The following is a 16,870-nucleotide window of genomic DNA, read 5'->3' as shown; positions in this document are numbered from 1 at the left end:
CTCTCACTGCTCCCCGGTCGTCCAGTTGGGCTCGCGGCCCTCGGCGAACGCGCGCGGGCCTTCCTTCGCGTCCGGGTGGGCCCAATGCATGCGCAGCAGCGACCAGCCGTACTCGCACGCCTGCCCGTACCCCATCTCCAGCGAATTCCAGACCGCCTGCTTCGACAGCGACACCGCCTCCGGCGAGTTCCGCGCGATCGCCTGCGCCATCTCCTCGGCGTCGGCCATCAGATCCTCCGAAGTGGACAGTTCGTCGACGAGCCCGAGCTGGTACGCGCGCTGGGCGGGCATCCGGTAGCTCTTGCCCATCAACGTCATCCGCAGCGCCGACCCGAGCGGAAGCCGTTTCGCCAGGCCGATGTTCTCCATCGCGCCGACGAGACCGACGTTCACGTGCGTGTCCATGAAGGCCGCGTGGTCGGCCGCCAGCACGATGTCCGCGTCGACCACGAAGTGCAGCCCGGCCCCGGCGACCAGCCCGTTGACCGCGCTGATCACCGGTTTCCACACCCGGTTCTGCCGCGGCGACCAGAACACCTCGTCGGTCAGCGGCCCGTTCCCGGTGCTCATCCCGCCGCGCCCGGCGACCGCGTGCACGTCGGCCCCGGTGCAGAAATGCCGCTCCCCCGCGCCGATCACGATCGCCGCGCGGATCCACGGGTCGTCGCGGACCTCGGCCCACATCTCGCGGATCACCGGCATCATCGACCCGGTCAGCGAGTTGCCCCGGTGCGGGCGGTTGAGCGTGAGGCAGGCGACGTGGTCGCGCTTTTCGAACAGCACCTCGGGCGCGTCGCTCATCGTTCCTGGCCTTTCCGGCGGTACTTCGCCGCTATCTTGTCCGCGCACCCCGGCCGTAGTGCCTGGTGCCTGATCCGCTGCGAAAGCGGCCCGATCGGTCCCTCCACCGAGTACCCGATCGCGCCTAACGTCTGATGCGCGACTTCCGCCGCCTCGACCGCCGCCCGTCCTCCCGAACACCGCGCCGCGGCCGCCAACGCGGTTCCGTCGGGATGCTCGTCGTCGAGCGCGAGCGCCGCCATCGTAGTGAGTTTCTCCGCCGCAGTAAGCGAAAGTCCGGCATTCACGAGGGGATGCGCGACCGCCTGAAATGTCCCGATTGGACGTCCGAATTGGACTCGCGTGCGCGCGTGTTCGACGGCGAGGTCCAGCAACCGCCGTCCCGCACCGCTCAAATACGCCGCCGCCGCGATGTCCGAGAGCGCCGTCGCCGCCTCGACGCGTTCCAACGGCTGACCTCGCGTCAGCGCAACCCGGCCCCACTGTTCTCCGCCCAGCACCTCGACCGGCTCGACTGGACCAGCCTCGGCAAGCCAGGCACCGGCACCGTCCGTTTCAACGAAAACACCAGCGACCGGAGCCCACGGCATCAAGGGCGGCGCGCCCACCGAGGCCACCCAATTCCCGTCCGCGACCTGGGCAGCAAGCTCCGGCGGCAGCACGTGGGTCGCGAACACCGTCTCCGCCAACGGCCCGGGCGCGGCAGCCCGGCCCAGCTCCGCGAAGGCAGCGGCGATGTCACCTGCTCCGCCGCCTTCGCCCGGCACCGCCAGCGAAAGCACTCCGAGCGAGGCCAGCCCGCGCCAGAATTCCGCCGGGAACACGCCGGAACGCCAGACCTCGTCCGGACAGTGTGTCCGGCAGAAACTCCGGACCACCTCAGCCAGCGCCCGCTGCTCCTCGGTCGGCGTCAACGCGACGCTCATGCTGTCGCCCACCGTGCTTCGACGGCGGCCCGGCTCGGCGTCCGCCAGCTGCCCAGTTCCGCGCGCAACGCCTGCAACCTCAGCGTCCAGAGGTGCAGGTCGTGCTCCGCGGTCAGCCCGATCGCACCCATGATCTGGTGGGTTTCCCTGGTCACGCGGCCGAGCGCGGACATCGTGTGCGTCGCGGCGACCGCGGCGGCTTCGGCCGGAGCCCCGGCGAACGCGGCCTCGTACACCAGCCAGCGCGCGCCTTCCACCAGCACGTTCACCTCGGCCAGCCGATGCTGCAGCGCCTGGAACGAGCCGAGCGAGCGGCGGAACACCTTGCGGTCCTTGGCGTAGGCGACCGCGATGTCAGCGGCCCGGCGCATCATGCCGACCGCCTCCGCGGACACGCCGACCCGCCACCAGTTCACCATCGTCGCGGCGCTCCCGGGAGCCAGTTCCTCCCGGCCAGCAGCGACCACTCGGGCGAGCGGATAACCGTAAGCCGACGGAACCCGTTCAGCAGCAACGGAATCGAGGTCAACGGCGAAACACCGATCGCCGTCGGCGAGAAGCATCCGCGTCGCCTCGTCGCCGTAACGCACCGGACCCGGCTCGCCCGCCGCGAGCACCACCGGCCCGGCCGGACGGTCGAGGCCAAGTGCGGGCAGCACCAGCAGATGCGGCACCGCGCTGACCGCACCGAGTTCGGCGGCGATCGCCTCCACCGCCAAGGCCGCGTCGAGCGGACCGGCGTCCTCCGCGGCGAACAGGTCGAGAAAACCGTCGCGCTGCAACGCTTCTTCGAGGTTCCAGTCGTATTCGCCGCGAGCCGCCAGCGCACGGCTGCGTTCCGGTCCGGCGTGCCGGGCCAGCAGGGCGCCCAGCGCGTCGAGCACCGCGCGCTGGGTCGAGGTCGGTTCGAAATCCACGGCTAGTCCTTCGGCAGTTCGAGGATGAGACGGCTGATCAGGTTGAGCTGCACCTCGTAGCTGCCCGCGGCGATGCCCGCGCCGAGCGAGTTGCGGAACTGCGCGTCGCCCAGCGCCCCTTCGACGAGCGCTTCGCTGCCCAGCACGTCCAGCGCGAGGTCGCCCACCGCGCGTTCGGCCTGCACCATCGCGGCGCGAGCCTGATACGCCATCGGCGAGGGCTCCTTCGCTTTCGCCCGCTCGTCGATCACCCGGTACACCAGCACGCGCGCCGCCTCGCACGCTGCCCGCGCGCGGCCGAACTGCTCCTGGATCCCCGGGTCGGCGAGCCGTCCGGACGCGCGGACCTCGGCGGCCAGCCGGTCCAGCACCAGCGCCGCCCGCGCGTACCGGGGCGCGCCGACGCGTTCGTAGGCGAGCGTGCGCCGGACGATCTCCCATCCCTTGTTCTCCTCCCCGAGCAGGCAATCGGCCGGAATCCGGGCGTCGGTCAGGAAGAGCTCGTTGAAGGAATGATCGCCCACGAACCCCGGGATGCGCCGGACCTGCGCCCCCGGGGTGTTCAGCGGGAGCAGGAAGACCGAGATGCCGTCGCGGCCGTCGGCGGCCGATCCGGTGCGCGCGAGCAGGAAGCAGTAGTCGGCGACGTTGGCGTAGGACGTCCAGATCTTCTGTCCGTTGAGGACGTAGCTGTCGCCGTCGCGCACCGCCTTCGTCCGCAGCGCGGCCAGGTCCGTGCCTGCTTCGGGTTCGGAGAAGCCCTGGCACCAGAAGACCTCGCCGCGCGCGATCGGCGGCAGCAGCTTCCGCCGCTGGTCCTCGGTGCCGTACTTGATGATCGCCGGCCCGACCCAGTTGACGTTCATGTACTGCGGCCCGCGCGGCTCCCCGCGCCGCCACATCTCCTCGCCGAGCACGAAATGCTGCCACGCGCCCTGCCCGCCGCCGCCGTACTCGCGCGGCCAGTGCGGCGTCAGCCAGCCCTTTTCGGCCAGCCTGCCGACGAACCCACGCGAAAAATCGCTGTAGACGGCGCTGCCGAGGCCGGTCTCGGACCGGTCCCATCCCGCCAGCTCGCGGTCGAGGAAGTCCCCCAGCTCGCGCCGGAACGCGACGTCGGCCCGATCCCACGCGAACTCCATCAGCGTCCCTCCGGCCCGCGGCGGCCCAGGCTTTCGTCCAGTCGGTGCACGTCGCCGACTCCTTCCACCTCGTTCGATGAATAAAGGATACTCAATTAGCTCCACTGCGCAACCATGCGCGGAACCTGAAGGTCCTGCTCCGTCGCAAAATCACCGGTCACAGCGGTGGTAACGGAATCGCATCCGGAGCGCGCACCTCTTGCACTCCGGCGACCTATCAGTATCCTCAACTCGGTCGCCCACCGCCCCCATTCCCCGGAGGTCCCGATGGTCTCGCCAGCACCCCAGCCGCCCGCCCCCGGCGGCGCCGCGTCCCCCGAACTGCGCAAGGTGACGATGTCCAGCCTGCTGGGCACCGTGATCGAGTACTACGACTTCCTGATCTACAGCTCGATCGCCGCGCTCGTGTTCGGGCCGCTGTTCTTCCCGTCGCTGAACTCCTCGACCTCCACCATCGCCGCGTTCGGCACCCTCGCCGCCGGGTACGTCGCGCGTCCGCTCGGCGGGCTCGTGTTCGGCCACTTCGGCGACAAGCTCGGCCGCAAGTCGATGCTGATGGTGACCATGACGCTGATGGGCGCGGCCAGCTTCCTCATCGGCGTGCTGCCGACCTACAGCTCGATCGGCATCGCCGCGCCGCTGCTGCTCGTGTTCCTCCGCGTGGTGCAAGGGATCGCGGTCGGCGGCGAATGGGGCGGCGCGGCGCTGATGGTCGTCGAGCACGCGAGCGCGCGCCGGCGCGGTCTGTGGGCGGGCATCATGCAGCTCGGGTCGCCGCTGGGGTCGTTCCTGGCGACGCTCGTGTTCGCGCTGGTGAGCCTGCTGCCGAAACCCGCGCTGTTCTCGTGGGGCTGGCGGCTGCCGTTCCTGCTGAGCGCGCTGCTGCTGATGATCGGGCTGTACGTGCGGCTGCGGGTGTCGGAGAGCCCGGTCTTCCGCGAGCAGGCGGCCAAGTCCGGCGACAAGAAGCCGGCCGTCCCGGTGCTGCAGGTGCTGCGCCGCCCGCGTGCGCTCATCCTCGCCTGCGCGGCCGGGATCGGGCCGTTCGCGCTGACCGCCCTGGTCAGCTCGCACAGCATCGCCTACGCCAAAACCCTCGGCTACGACGTGTCCGACGTCGCCCGCGCGCTCCTGTTCGTCGCGGGCGTCGGGATCATCTGCATCCCGACCTTCTCCGCGTGGTCGGACCGGATCGGGCGGCGGACCGTGAGCCTGATCGGCGCCGTCGGCACGATCATCTACGCGATTCCGTTGTACGCCATGGTCACCAGCGGCTCGGTGCTGTGGCTGACGGTCGGCCTCATGGGTGCGCAGGTGCTGCAGAATCTGATGTACGCGCCGCTCGCGCCGATGCTGTCGGAGATGTTCGGCACCGAGGTGCGCTACACCGGGGTTTCGCTGGGATACCAGCTGGCGAGCCTGATCGGCGCCGGGTTCACGCCGCTGATCGCGAGCAGCCTGGTCGCCGGGTTCGGCGGGTCGAGCCTGCCGCTGAGCGCCATCGCGGGCGTCGGGGCGGTGGTCACCATCGTGGCGATCTGGCGGATCTCGGAAACCCGCGGCAGCGACCTCACCGCGTCGTCCGAGGCGGACTCCCCCGCCGCCGAACCGGCCGCTCGATGGTCCTGACGATCGCCGAAGCCGCGGTGGCCCTCCGGACCGGGAGGACCACCGCGGTGGCGTTGGCCGAATCGGCGTTTGCCGCCGCCGACAAGCACGACGCCGAGCTGGGCATCTACCTCTCCCGGTTCGACGGACCGGCGCGGGCTGCTGCGGAACGGGCGGACGCCGAGCTGGCGGCTGGCCTCGATCGCGGGTCTTTGCACGGGATTCCGTTGGCAATCAAGGATCTTCTCGCCACCGACGACGGCGAGACGACCGCGCAGAGCCAGGTGCTCGACCGCGCCTGGGGCCGGCGCGGCGACGGTCCGGCGGTCGCCCGGTTGCGCGCCGCGGGCGCGGTGCTCACCGGAAAGACGACCACCATGGAGTTCGGGATCGGCGCGCCGGACCGGACGAAGCCGTTCCCGTTCCCGCGCAACCCGTGGCGTCCCACGCACTACCCCGGCGGATCCAGCTCCGGCAGCGCGAGCGCGGTCGCCGCGGGCCTGGTGTTCGGCAGTCTCGGCACCGACACCGCGGGCAGCATCCGGTACCCGGCCGCGCTGTGCGGGGTCACCGGGCTCAAGCCGACGTACGGCCGGGTGCCGAAGAACGGCTGCGTCCCGCTCGCGCCCGGCTTCGACCACATCGGCCCGCTCGCCCGCAGCGCCGAGGACTGCGCGATCCTGCTGACCGCGCTCGCCGGGGCCGATCGCGGCGATCCTTCCTCGGTCGACCGGCCTTTCGAGGACTACCGCCACGGGCTGACCGAGTCGCTGGCCGGTCTGCGGATCGGGGTGGTGCCGCACGCCGAGGATCGGGTTTTCGAGCAGACAGTGGCTGTTCTGCGCGACGCGGGCGCACACACGACACCGGTCGAACTGCCGTACTACGCGGAACTGAAGACGGTGACCAAGTTCGGTCTCGCGGCGGAGGCTTTCGCTTGGCACCGAACGAATCTCCAGGGCCGGTGGTCCGATTACGGTGCTTCCACGCGGATGGCGATCGCGAAGGGCGCGCTGGTCTCCGCCGCTGATTACGTGCAGCTCCAGCGAGTCCGACGGGCCGGGCAGCGGAAGCTCTCGCAACTGTTCGCCGAAGTCGATCTGGTGGTGATGCCGACCGCCACCGGCGGTGCCCCCAAGATCGCTGAGCTGAGCACCTCCGGGATGGCCGAAACCGCGCTCACCTCCTATTGGAACGCCGTCGGCAACCCGGCGCTGTCCGTCCCGATGGGTTTCACCGCCGACGGCCTGCCACTCGGACTGCAGATCGCCGGACGGCCGTTCGACGACGCCACCGTGCTCGCCGCCGGACACGCCTACCAGCAACGGACCAGCTGGCACCGCCGGACGCCGTGGGAGAGCGTCCGATGACCGTCGCGGCTCTGCTCGCCGCGGCCGGACTGTCCCCGGCTCCGGCCGAGATCGCCCAGCTCGAAGCGGACTACCCCGGCTGGGCAACCGAGCTGTCCGCGTTGGACGAGGCACTATACGAGGAGCCCGCCCCGGTCTTCCGGGCGGAGCTGTGAGAAGGAGGAACGACCGTGGGCAACGACCTGACGCTGCCGAGCTGGCTGCGCACGATCGGCGGCCAGCCGCACGGCGCGCACCGTCGCGCCCTGGCCGACGAGCACGGCGAACTCACCTTCGCCGAACTGGTCGCCGCCATGGACGCGACCGCCGCCGGGCTGCGCGCGTCCGGGGCCAAGCCGGGCGACCGGATCGTCACTGCGATGGAACCGTCGGTCCCGCACACCGTCGCGATCCTCGGCGCGCTGGCCGCCGGGATGGTAGCCGCGCCGCTGAACATCCGGCTGACCGCGCCGGAAGCTCGCGCGTACCTCAGCGCGCTCGAACCCGCCGCGCTGGTCGCCGACCCCGCCTATGCTCCGCTCGCCCGGGAAACCGGGTACCGCGTGATCGAACTTCCCTCGGCGAATCAATCCGCGCCGATCGCCGAACGGCTGGCCCCGCTGCATGATCCGAGCGGTGAACCGGCCGCTCCGGACGAGGACGGCTTCGCGATCATCTTCGGCACCGGCGGCACCACCGGCAGCCCGAAAGGCGCGGTGCACACCCACCGCAGCCTGTGGCTCTGGCTGAACACCTGCGCGCACGGCAATCCGCGCGTCCCCTCGGACGTCGAGCTGTTCTTCTCGCCGTTCTTCCACATCACGCTCGGCACGAACCTGCTGACGCCGCTGTTCGCCGGCGGCGAGGTCTGGATCCACCGGCGCTTCGATCCCGCCGCCGCGCTCGCCGCGATCGACCAGGGCGCCAGCAGGCTCATGGGCGCGCCGACGATGTTCGCCGCCCTGCGCGCCCGGCCCGAGTACGCGTCGACCCGGCGGGAGAACGTCACCGCGATCCGCTTCGGCTCCGCCCCGTCCACCGGCGATTTCGTGCGGGACCTGCTGTGCGACTTCCCGAACGCCCGCGTCCGCGCCGGTTTCGGCGCGACCGAATTCGGCTCGGTCCTGGGATTCGACCACGACGACCTGCTGGCCGGACGGTTCGCCGGAGTCGGAAGGCCGCTGCCGGGCGCGACCGTGCGGATCCTCGACGCCGACGGCCGCGAAGCCGCGCCGGGCGTCGTCGGCGACCTGGTGGTTTCGTGCCCGTGGCAGACGCACGGCTACTACGGCCTTGCCGGCGAAACGGCGTCGACGTTCCAGGCTGACGGTGTCCACATCGGAGACCTCGCGTCGCGCAGCGAGGACGGCTGGGTGACCATCGCGGGCCGCCGCAAGGAAATGATCATCAGCGGCGGGGAGAACGTCTACCCGCGCGAGGTGGAGGAGGTCGTGCTCCGGCACCCGGACGTCGCCGACGCGATCGTGTACGGGATGCCGGACGAACGCTGGGGAGAACGGGTCGAGGCGAGCGTGGTCGCGGTGGCGGGCCGGACGGTGGAACCCGCCGCGCTGCGCGAGTATTGCCGCGCGGAACTGGCGGGGTACAAGATCCCGAAGACGGTCCGGCTGATCGCCGCGGTGCCGCTCACCGCGAACAACAAACCGGACCGCCGCCGGGCTCGGGCCGACGCTCTCGCCGCGCGGGGCTGAAGCTCCGCATTCCGCCGCCGGTCCCCGCCTCGACTTCCGTGAGGGGAACCCTCACGGACTCAGAGTCCCTCAGGGTTCCCCTCACGGACCACCCGTCATTCCGCCAGCTTGCGCAGTTCCGCCTTGCGGATCTTGCCGGTCGAGGTCTTGGGCAGTTCCGCAAACCGGATGTCCCTGGGCACCTTGAAATGCGCGAGCCGCCCCCGCAGCCAGCTGATCAGGTCCACATCGGACACTTCCGCCCCCGCGCGGAGGCGGACGAACGCCACCGGCACCTCGCCCCACTTCGAATCGGCCTTCGCGACCACTGCCGCCTCCGCGACCGCCTCGTGGTCCAGCAGCGCGTTCTCGACCTCGATCGACGCGATGTTCTCCCCGCCGCTGATGATCACGTCCTTGAGCCGGTCGCGGACCTCCACATACCCGTCCGGATGCCGCACCGCCACGTCCCCGGTGTGCAACCAGCCGCCGGCGAACGCCGCCTCGGTCGCCGCCGGATTGTCGAGGTACCCCGCCATCACCGTGTTCGAGCGGATCACCAGCTCGCCCAGGGTCTCCCCGTCCGGGGGAACGTCCTCGAACTCCGGAGTCACCACCCGCGCCGACTCGACGTTCACCGTCCGGACCCCTTGCCGGGCCATCAGTTTCGCCCGCTTCTCCGGTCCAAGTTCCGGCCACTCCGGCCGTGGAACGCACATCAGCGAAGGGCCGTACGTCTCCGTCATCCCGTACAGGTGCGTCACCTCGATCCCGATCCCGGCCATCGCCGCGATCGCGGCGGGCGACGGCGGCGCTCCCCCGACCGCGAACTGCACCCGCTGCGCGAACCGCGCGCCGCCGCTCGCCTGCACCAGCAGGTCGAGCACGACCGGCGCACCGCTGAGATGCGTCACGGCTTCCTGCTCAATGAGCTCGAACGCCCGCGCCGCGTCCACCTTCCGGAGCGTGATGTGCCGCGCGCCCGCCGCGGTGACCGCCCAGGTGTAGCACCAGCCGTTGCAGTGGAACATCGGCAGCGTCCACAGATAGCGCGAACTTGCTTGCAGGCCAGTGGAAACGACCTGCCCGAGCGCGTTCAGATACGCGCCGCGATGCGTGTAGACCACGCCTTTCGGACCGGCCGTGGTGCCCGAGGTGAAGTTGACCGCCAACGGCTGACGTTCGTCGCTCGGCAGCCGCAACGGCACCGGATCCGAGGTGCGCAGCCAATCCTCGTAGTCCTCGCCGATCACCACGACCGCGCACAGCCCGGACCCCGCCTCGGCGACCTGGGCGACCAGCGACTGGTCGACGATGAGCACTTTCGCGCCGGAAAGCCGCAACAGCTGCGTGTATTCATCCGGTGCGAGACGCGTATTCAGCGCTACCAAAGCACATCCGGCCCCAGGCACGCCGTAATGCGCTTCCAGCAACGGCACACCGTTCGGCGCCAGCACGGCGACCCGGTCGCCCTCGCCGAGCCCCAGCTCCCGCAGGCGTCCGGCCAGCCGCTCCGCCCGGTCCGCGAGCCGCGCCCACGTCACGCGTTCCCCGGTGTCGGTGACCACGCCGATCCCGTCGCCGTCGAGGTCGACCATGCGCCGCAGGAAACTCAGCGGGCTGAGCGGCACGTCGTTGGCGAATTCCATCCCGGCTCCCTTCACACGACAGCGATCGGGCGCAGCGGCGAACCGGTCCCGCCGCGCAGCGTCAGCGGCAGCGCGACGAAGAGGAACGTGACGACGCCGTCCGCCGCCAGGTCCTCACAGTTCACCCATTCCATGATGTGAATCCCGTGCTGCTGCAGCAAAAGCACATGCACCGGCAGCGGATTGCCCGGCACCGGCGACGGCCGGACCTCGAACGACATCGTGTCCGCGCCGACGTACCGCACGCCCTTCGACACCAGCCACTGCGCCCCGTCCACGCCGACGCCGCTGCCGCCGCTCTCCTCGGCGATCCGCGCGGTGTCCGGCCAGAACTTCATCTGCCCGGTCCGCACGAGCACGATGTCCGACCCGGTGATCTCGACCCCGCCCGCCTCGGCCGCCTGCCGGAGGTGGTCTTCCCCGACCGAGAAATGCGGCGGCAGGACGTCGAGGCCAAGCACCTTCGGGATGTCCAGCAGCACGCCGCGGCCGATGATCGGACCCAGCTCGGACGCGTCGCCGCGGAGCGCGCCGTAGTCTCCCAGCGCGCCGTTCGCCGAGGTTCCGCCGTGCCACTCGTCCTCGCTGCCGCACGTGACGTGACAGAGCGCGTCGATGTGCGTTCCGGTGTGCAGGCTGCCGGAGACCAGTTCGGACACATAGCCGAACTCGACGTCGTTCGTGCCGGGCGAGTCGAACGGGAACCGGCCTTCGGCGCGCTGGCCCTGCGGGGAGTTGTAGGTGACGACTTCCAGCTGCGGGTTGCCCGCGAACGTCGGCATGTGCCGCCACCAGCCGGTCGACAAGTCGTACACGGAGCCGGTCGCGGGCAGGCCGAGGCTGCGCACGAGGTCGGCGTCGGGCGGGGTGCTTCGGGAACTCATGAACACTTCCTTGTGGTCAGAGGGGTTTCAGACCGTGACGGACAGTCCGGCGTCCACCGGGACTACCGCGCCGGTGATCCCCGCCGCCGCCGGGGAAGCCAGGAACAACACGGCGGCGGCGACCTCGGCGGGTTGCACCGCCCGCCCGCGCGGCGTGCGGCCCACCATGCGCTTGCCGGTCTCCGAGGGCAAGAACTCCTTCATCCGCGGCGTTTCCACCAGGCCGGGCGCGATCGCGTTCACCCGCACGCCGAACGGCGCTTCCGCGGCGAGATACCTGGTGTAGCCGAGCACGCCCGCCTTCGCCGCGGAGTACCAGCTCACGCCGCCGCCGATCACCGTGCCCGCGATCGACGCGACGTTCACGATCGCTTCCGCCCGCTCCCGCACCCGGTCGAGCCAGGAAGTCGTGACCAGCTCGACGAGCCCGAGCACGCCGACCACCCCGTCCGCGAACGGCCGCGGACGCTGGCTCGACGGACCGGCGTTGTTGACCAGCATTCCCGGAATGCGCCACGCGAGCGTGCGGTCGAGTGCTGCGGCGACCGACGCTGGGTCCCCGGCGTCTGCCTCGACTGGCAGCACGTCGCCGTCCGACTCCCGGGCGAGACTGGTCACCGCGGCGAGGTCGAGGTCCCACGCGGCCACCGCGACCCCCAGATCGGCCGCCCCGAGCGCGATCGCGCGGCCGATCCCGCTGCCCGCGCCGGTGACCAGGACACAGCTTCCGGCTTCAAAGCCCATAGTGGTCAGCATCAATACAGGATACTCTTTTACCGGACCTGAAGCCAGAATCTTGACGCGCTGCCGAGAGGAGTCGAAAGAGTGTACTCTGAAGGTCAGGCTTCCGGCCGCAGCAACGCGGCGATGGCCTGCAGGTGCCGACGCATCCGGTGCTGGCCCAGCGGAGCGTCCCCGGCGACGAGGGCCGCCACGATCGCTTCGTGCGCCTCGTGCGATTCGCGGGCCGCGTCGCGGTGTTCGCCGCCGGAGGATTCGGCGTCCCATTCCCGCTGCACGATGTCCTGATCGAGTTGCGCGAGCACTTCCACGAACAATGTGATCGCCGGGTTTCCGGCGAGTTCGGCGATAACGCGGTGCAGATTGCGCGCGTGCCCGCGGGTGAATCCCTGTTCGATGAGTTCGCGTTCGGATTCGAGCGCTTCTTTCAGCCGGACGATTCCCGATTCCGTCAGATTCTCCGCGGCCAGCGCGATGCCCGCCACCTCGAGCGCGGTCCGCGCCTCCATCAGCTGCCGGCGGCTCACCTCCGCGTGCCGCAGGTACACCCGCGCCGCGTTGCGCACGACGCCCGGATCCGGTTCTGTCACCACGAGTCCGCCGCCGGGACCGCGGCGCATCGCCGCCATCTGCTGGTGCTCGACCAGCCGCACCGCCTCGCGGAACACCGCCCGGCTGACCCCGTACCGCTCGATCAGCTCCGTTTCCGAGCCGAGCACCGATCCGACGCGCCACCCGTCGTCGATGATGTCTTTTTCGATCCGCTCCGACACCTTTTCCGCCAGCCGCCGATTGCCGCCTTTTTCCCCGGCCGGCGTGGCGTTCTTCTTGCTGGTCATCGGTCGACCCCTGTCGGTGCGCGTGCGGCGAATCGGTAATCACGTGGGCCGCGCCAGTCTATACCACGGCGGATTTCCGGCGGGGACGCGGCGAACCGCATTTCCCGCCTCCGCGCGCCCGGTATCGCTCAGCGGAGATACGGCGCCAGCATCGCCCCGGTCATCCGGCGCGCAGTCGCCGCCGCGTGCGCGGCATCGCCCTCGACCAGGCCGAGCAGCGGGTCCAGCCCCTCGACGTGCGGGGCCAGCGCCAGGTGCGGCAACACCAGCAGCAGCAACGACAACACGATCTCGACGTCGGTGTCCGCGCGCAGCTGCCCCGCCGCCACCGCGCGTTCGACCAGCGGCCGCAGCACCGCCAGGTAGTGGCTGTTGACCGCCTCGCGCACCGGCGTGCGGGCGACCGGATCGGGCTCGAGGTTGGCCGCCGCGGTCATCGCGCGCTCGAGCGGATGGTCGTAGAAATACCGCACCCACGCGTCGAGCAACTGGTCGAGCGAACCGGTGAAGTCCTTGTCCCACGGGAGCTTCGCGATCTCGGCCTCCATGGCCGCGCGGATCCGCACGCTCGCCAGCTCGGCGAGGTGGACGTACATGTCGGCCTTGTCGGTGAAGTACTGGAAAAGGCTGCCCTTCGACACGCCGGCCTCGCGGCAGATCGTGTTGAGACTGCCGCCGCTGAAGCCGCGCGCCGCGAACTCCGCCTCCGCCGCCGCCAGCACGGCCGCCCGCCGTTTCTCCGGCAGCCGCTCCCACGTTCCCGTCGGCACCGCCGACCTCCTCTTCTTGACTCTCCCCGCCCTTCGATCGTACTCTATGACCGCCGGTCATATGACCACCGGTCATAAGGAGGAGAGCGCATGTCCGCGAACAGCTTCCGGGTCTGCGTCGTCGGCGCGGGCTCGTCCGGGATCGCCGCCGTCAAGGTGCTCGCCGAACGCGGCATCGACGTGGACTGCTGCGAACTGTCCGACCGGGTCGGCGGGAACTGGGTGTGGGGCAACCGCAACGGGGTCTCCGCCGCCTACCGGTCCCTGCACATCAACACCTCGCGGCAGCGGATGGAATTCAGCGATTTCCCGATGCCCGCGAATCTGCCCGATTTCGCCCGGCACGACCAGATCGCCGACTACTTCGCGGCGTATACGGAGCATTTCGGCTTCGGCGACCGCATCCGGTTCGGCACCGGCGTGACGCACGTCGAGCCACAACCGGACGGCAGCTTCGCGGTGACACTGTCCACAGGGGACACCGAACGGTACGACGCGGTGCTCGTCGCGAACGGCCACCATTGGGATCCGCGGCTGCCGGAGCCGATGTTCCCCGGCGTCGAAGGATTCCGCGGCGAGGTGATGCATTCGCACTCCTACACCGAGGAATCCCAGTTGGCCGGACGGCGCGTCGTGGTGGTCGGCATGGGCAATTCCGCGATGGACATCGCTGTCGATGCGTCGTACCACGCCGCCGAGACGTATCTTTCCGCGCGGCGCGGGGTGCACGTGATCCCGAAATACGTGTGGGGCAAGCCGTACGACCAGATCGCCGGGAAGGAATGGCTGCCCTCCGCGTTGCGCTGGCCGGTCGCGCGCCGGTTGATGGCCGCCGCGACGGGTCCGATGACGCGGTACGGGCTGCCCGCGCCGGACCACAAGTTCGCGCAGGCGCATCCGACGATGTCCAGCCGCATCCTCGACCGGCTCGCGCACGGCGCGATCACGCCGGTGCCGAACATCGAACGCTTCGACGGGGACGACGTCGTGTTCGCCGACGGCCGCCGGGTCGCGGCCGACCTCGTGGTGTTCTGCACCGGGTACAAGATCAGTTTCCCGTTCTTCGACCGGGATTTCCTCGATCCTTCCGGCGACAACGAAATCCGGCTGTACCGGCGGGTTTTCCATCCGGCCGTGCCCGGGTTGTATTTCGTGGGACTGGTGCAGCCGCTCGGTGCGATCATGCCGATCGCGGAACGGCAGGCGCTGCTGATCGCCGACCATCTGCAAGGCCGCTACCACCTGCCCGGCGCGGCCGCGATGGAGCGCGAAATCGACACGCACCGGCGGCGGATTTCGCGGCGTTACGTCGCGTCCAAACGGCACACCATCCAGGTTGACTACGACGATTACATGCGCGACCTTCGGCTCGAACGGCGTCGCGGCGCCCGTCGCCCGGCTGGTCGCACTCCCGCCGACCGTCCGGTGGCCAGTGCCGCCGCCCGAGAGGAGATCCCGGCATGAACGTGTCCTTCCCGGTCGGCGGCGACCACTGCGCGGCCACGCTTTACCTGCCAGCGAACGAAAACCCGCCAGTGATCGTGATGGCGCACGGTCTCGGCGCGGTCCGCGAAATGGGGCTCGCCGCCTACGCCGAACGCTTCACCGCCGCCGGATATGCGTGTCTTGTCTTCGATTACCGGCATTTCGGCGGCAGCGAAGGCACCCCGCGCCACCTGCTGTCCCCGCGGAAACAACTCGCCGACTGGACCGCCGCGCTCGCTTACGCGCGCACACTCCCCCAGGTCGACGGCGACCGCGTCATCGCGTGGGGCACGTCGTTCGGCGGCGGGCACGTGCTCGCCACCGCCGCGAGCCGCCCGGCCGGGCTCGTCGCCGCGATCGCGCAATGCCCGTTCACCGACGGCATCTCCTCCGCGCTGGCCATGCACCCGGCCAGCTCGGCGAAGGCCACCGTCGCCGCCGCCCGCGATGTCGTCGGCCAGTGGCTCGGACGGCCGCCGCACCTGATCGCCACTGCCGGTCCGCAGCGAGGCACCGCGCTGATGACTGCGCCGGACGCCGAGCCGGGGTATCTTGCGCTCGTGCCGCCGGGCAGCGATTTCCGCAACGAGGTCGCGGCCCGGGCGGTGTTCGACATTCTGCGGTATCGCCCGGGTCGAGGTGTAGGGAGGATCGAAGTGCCCACGTTGTTCGCGGTGTGCGAGAAGGATTCCGTCGCTCCTGCTGGACCCACGCTGCGGTATGCCGCCCGTGCGCCGCGCGGCGAGGTGCACACCTATCCGGACGGGCATTTCGCGATCTACCAAGGAGATCCTTTCGAACGGGTAGTCGCCGACCAGGTCGACTTCCTCCGCCGGCACGTTCCGGTGACGGCATGACCGGGCGGATCGTGGTCTTCGGCGCGACCGGCTACACCGGCGGCCTGGTCCTGGAATCACTGGTGCGGCGCGGAATACGGCCAGTTCTCGCCGGACGCGACCGGACCGCGCTGGAGGCTCTTGCTTCCGAACACGGCGATCTGGAGATCGCGGTCGCGGACGTCGGGGACCCCGCGAGCCTTCGCTCGCTGGCCGGGCCCGGGGACGTTCTGATCGCCACCGTCGGCCCGTTCGACCGGATCGGCCACGCGGCCGCGCAAGCCGCCGCCGACTCCGGGGCGCACTATCTCGACTCCACCGGCGAGGTCGGTTTCGTTCGCACCCTCCGGGAACGACACCATGAGCGAGCCGTGGAAACCGGCGCGGCGATGGTCCCGGCCTTCGGCTACGACTACGTTCCCGGGATCCTGGCCGGCGCGCTCGCCGCGCGGGAAGCCGGCGATGCCGTGCGCACGCTGGAGATCGGATACTTCGCGACCGGACCGCTCTATCGCGGATTGAGCCAAGGCACCCGCGAGACCATGCGTGACGGCTTGACCCTGCCGTCGCTGCGCTGGCGGGGCCGACGCCTGATCGAGGAACGAACCGGCAGCCGGGTGCGCGCGTTCCCGGTCCGCGGACGGTCCAAGGCGGCGTTTCTCGTTTCCGGCACCGAAGTGCTGTTCCTGCCGGGGAACTACCCGTCGCTCGACGAGGTGACTGTCTACAATGGATGGTTCCCGGCCTTGAGCCGGGTGATGCCCGCGGTGTCCGCGCTGACCGCGGTCGCCGGGCCAGTGATGCGGGCGGCGAGCGGGCTGATCAAGGGGCCGTCCGGTGGACCGGACGCCGCCGAGCGCGCGAAAACCGGCGCACAGGTCGTCGCGGTCGCCGATTCCCGCGTCGAGGTGCGGCTCGAGGGGCCGAACGCGTACACGCTCACCGGCGATTTGCTGGCGTGGGCGGCGATCCGGCTGAGCGCCGAGGGACCGGTGAAGCCCGGAGTGGTGGGACCGGTGGACGCGTTCGGCCTGGACCCGCTCCGGGACGGGTGCGCGGAACTCGGCTTGGTGCAGCAGGAACCTTGAGCCGCCACGGTCGGCGAGGTGTCGTCGCTGCGGCAAAAGCCGTGAGGGGAACCCTGAGGGACTCAGAGTCCGTGAAGGTTCCCCTCACGGACACGATCAGCCACCCGCGAAAGCCGTGAAGGGCTTCTTGAAGGAATCCCACCT

General features: G+C 70.3%; 16 protein-coding genes. 7 read left to right on the top strand and 9 right to left on the bottom strand.

Annotation, left to right across the window (positions count from 1 at the left end; translation table 11 throughout):
* Positions 1 to 3: 3 nt before the first annotated feature.
* From ABD156_RS00475 to ABD156_RS00460, 4 genes are read right to left on the bottom strand one after another with little or no spacing between them, the layout of a single operon-like run.
* A complete protein-coding gene (locus ABD156_RS00475; RefSeq protein ID WP_344264467.1) occupies positions 4 to 801 on the bottom strand; it encodes an enoyl-CoA hydratase/isomerase family protein in 798 nt (265 codons plus the stop codon).
* Positions 798 to 1,727, bottom strand: coding sequence for an acyl-CoA dehydrogenase family protein (locus tag ABD156_RS00470; protein WP_344264464.1), 930 nt, complete (start codon positions 1,725 to 1,727; stop codon positions 798 to 800). The genes ABD156_RS00475 and ABD156_RS00470 overlap by 4 nt, the downstream gene beginning before the upstream one ends.
* Positions 1,724 to 2,644: an acyl-CoA dehydrogenase family protein gene (locus tag ABD156_RS00465; RefSeq protein ID WP_344264461.1), complete on the bottom strand. Its 921-nt coding sequence runs from the start codon at positions 2,642 to 2,644 to the stop codon at positions 1,724 to 1,726. The genes ABD156_RS00470 and ABD156_RS00465 overlap by 4 nt, the downstream gene beginning before the upstream one ends.
* A 2-nt stretch (positions 2,645 to 2,646) precedes the next feature.
* The gene (locus ABD156_RS00460; RefSeq protein WP_344264458.1) at positions 2,647 to 3,786 is read right to left on the bottom strand and encodes an acyl-CoA dehydrogenase family protein; all 1,140 of its coding nucleotides are present in this window, start codon (positions 3,784 to 3,786) and stop codon (positions 2,647 to 2,649) included.
* Positions 3,787 to 4,053: 267 nt separating this feature from the next.
* On the opposite strand from ABD156_RS00460, the gene ABD156_RS00455 reads away from it, so the two are divergent.
* The 4 genes from ABD156_RS00455 to ABD156_RS00440 are packed head-to-tail and all read left to right on the top strand — an operon-like array spanning position 4,054 to position 8,455.
* Entirely contained in the window at positions 4,054 to 5,415 is a 1,362-nt protein-coding gene (locus tag ABD156_RS00455; RefSeq protein WP_344264455.1) for an MFS transporter, read from the top strand.
* Positions 5,406 to 6,764, top strand: a complete 1,359-nt coding sequence (locus ABD156_RS00450; RefSeq protein WP_344264453.1) for an amidase — start codon at positions 5,406 to 5,408, stop codon at positions 6,762 to 6,764. Before ABD156_RS00455 ends, ABD156_RS00450 begins: the two co-directional genes overlap by 10 nt.
* Positions 6,761 to 6,919 (top strand): hypothetical protein, encoded by a 159-nt coding sequence (locus ABD156_RS00445; protein WP_344264450.1) that lies wholly within the window; start codon positions 6,761 to 6,763, stop codon positions 6,917 to 6,919. The genes ABD156_RS00450 and ABD156_RS00445 overlap by 4 nt, the downstream gene beginning before the upstream one ends.
* Before the next feature lie 15 nt (positions 6,920 to 6,934).
* Positions 6,935 to 8,455: a class I adenylate-forming enzyme family protein gene (locus tag ABD156_RS00440; RefSeq protein ID WP_344264447.1), complete on the top strand. Its 1,521-nt coding sequence runs from the start codon at positions 6,935 to 6,937 to the stop codon at positions 8,453 to 8,455.
* 95 nt (positions 8,456 to 8,550) lie between these two features.
* On the opposite strand, the gene ABD156_RS00435 is transcribed toward ABD156_RS00440, so the two are convergent.
* From ABD156_RS00435 to ABD156_RS00415, 5 genes are all read right to left on the bottom strand, one after another.
* Complete coding sequence (locus ABD156_RS00435) at positions 8,551 to 10,083, bottom strand: AMP-binding protein (protein ID WP_344264444.1); 1,533 nt, start codon at positions 10,081 to 10,083, stop codon at positions 8,551 to 8,553.
* 11 nt (positions 10,084 to 10,094) lie between these two features.
* On the bottom strand, positions 10,095 to 10,967 hold the full coding sequence (locus tag ABD156_RS00430) for a cyclase family protein (protein WP_344264441.1): 873 nt from the start codon (positions 10,965 to 10,967) through the stop codon (positions 10,095 to 10,097).
* A 27-nt stretch (positions 10,968 to 10,994) separates the two neighbouring features.
* Complete coding sequence (locus ABD156_RS00425; protein ID WP_344264438.1) at positions 10,995 to 11,723, bottom strand: SDR family NAD(P)-dependent oxidoreductase; 729 nt, start codon at positions 11,721 to 11,723, stop codon at positions 10,995 to 10,997.
* Between the two features lie 83 nt (positions 11,724 to 11,806).
* Positions 11,807 to 12,547 (bottom strand): FadR/GntR family transcriptional regulator, encoded by a 741-nt coding sequence (locus ABD156_RS00420; protein ID WP_344264435.1) that lies wholly within the window; start codon positions 12,545 to 12,547, stop codon positions 11,807 to 11,809.
* A gap of 128 nt (positions 12,548 to 12,675) precedes the next feature.
* A complete protein-coding gene (locus ABD156_RS00415; RefSeq protein ID WP_344264432.1) occupies positions 12,676 to 13,317 on the bottom strand; it encodes a TetR/AcrR family transcriptional regulator in 642 nt (213 codons plus the stop codon).
* Between the two features lie 90 nt (positions 13,318 to 13,407).
* Here ABD156_RS00415 and ABD156_RS00410 point away from each other — a divergent pair, with 90 nt between their 5' ends.
* The 3 genes from ABD156_RS00410 to ABD156_RS00400 are packed head-to-tail and all read left to right on the top strand — an operon-like array spanning position 13,408 to position 16,726.
* The gene (locus ABD156_RS00410; protein WP_344264429.1) at positions 13,408 to 14,781 is read left to right on the top strand and encodes a flavin-containing monooxygenase; all 1,374 of its coding nucleotides are present in this window, start codon (positions 13,408 to 13,410) and stop codon (positions 14,779 to 14,781) included.
* A complete protein-coding gene (locus ABD156_RS00405; RefSeq protein WP_344264426.1) occupies positions 14,778 to 15,659 on the top strand; it encodes an alpha/beta hydrolase in 882 nt (293 codons plus the stop codon). Before ABD156_RS00410 ends, ABD156_RS00405 begins: the two co-directional genes overlap by 4 nt.
* On the top strand, positions 15,656 to 16,726 hold the full coding sequence (locus tag ABD156_RS00400; protein ID WP_344264423.1) for a saccharopine dehydrogenase family protein: 1,071 nt from the start codon (positions 15,656 to 15,658) through the stop codon (positions 16,724 to 16,726). Before ABD156_RS00405 ends, ABD156_RS00400 begins: the two co-directional genes overlap by 4 nt.
* Positions 16,727 to 16,870: the final 144 nt, after the last annotated feature.

It is taken from the genome of Amycolatopsis albidoflavus (genome assembly GCF_039525725.1).
GTDB lineage: Bacteria > Actinomycetota > Actinomycetes > Mycobacteriales > Pseudonocardiaceae > Amycolatopsis > Amycolatopsis albidoflava.
Note: the sequence above shows the minus strand (reverse complement) of the source record. Positions and strands in the feature narration are given on the sequence as shown.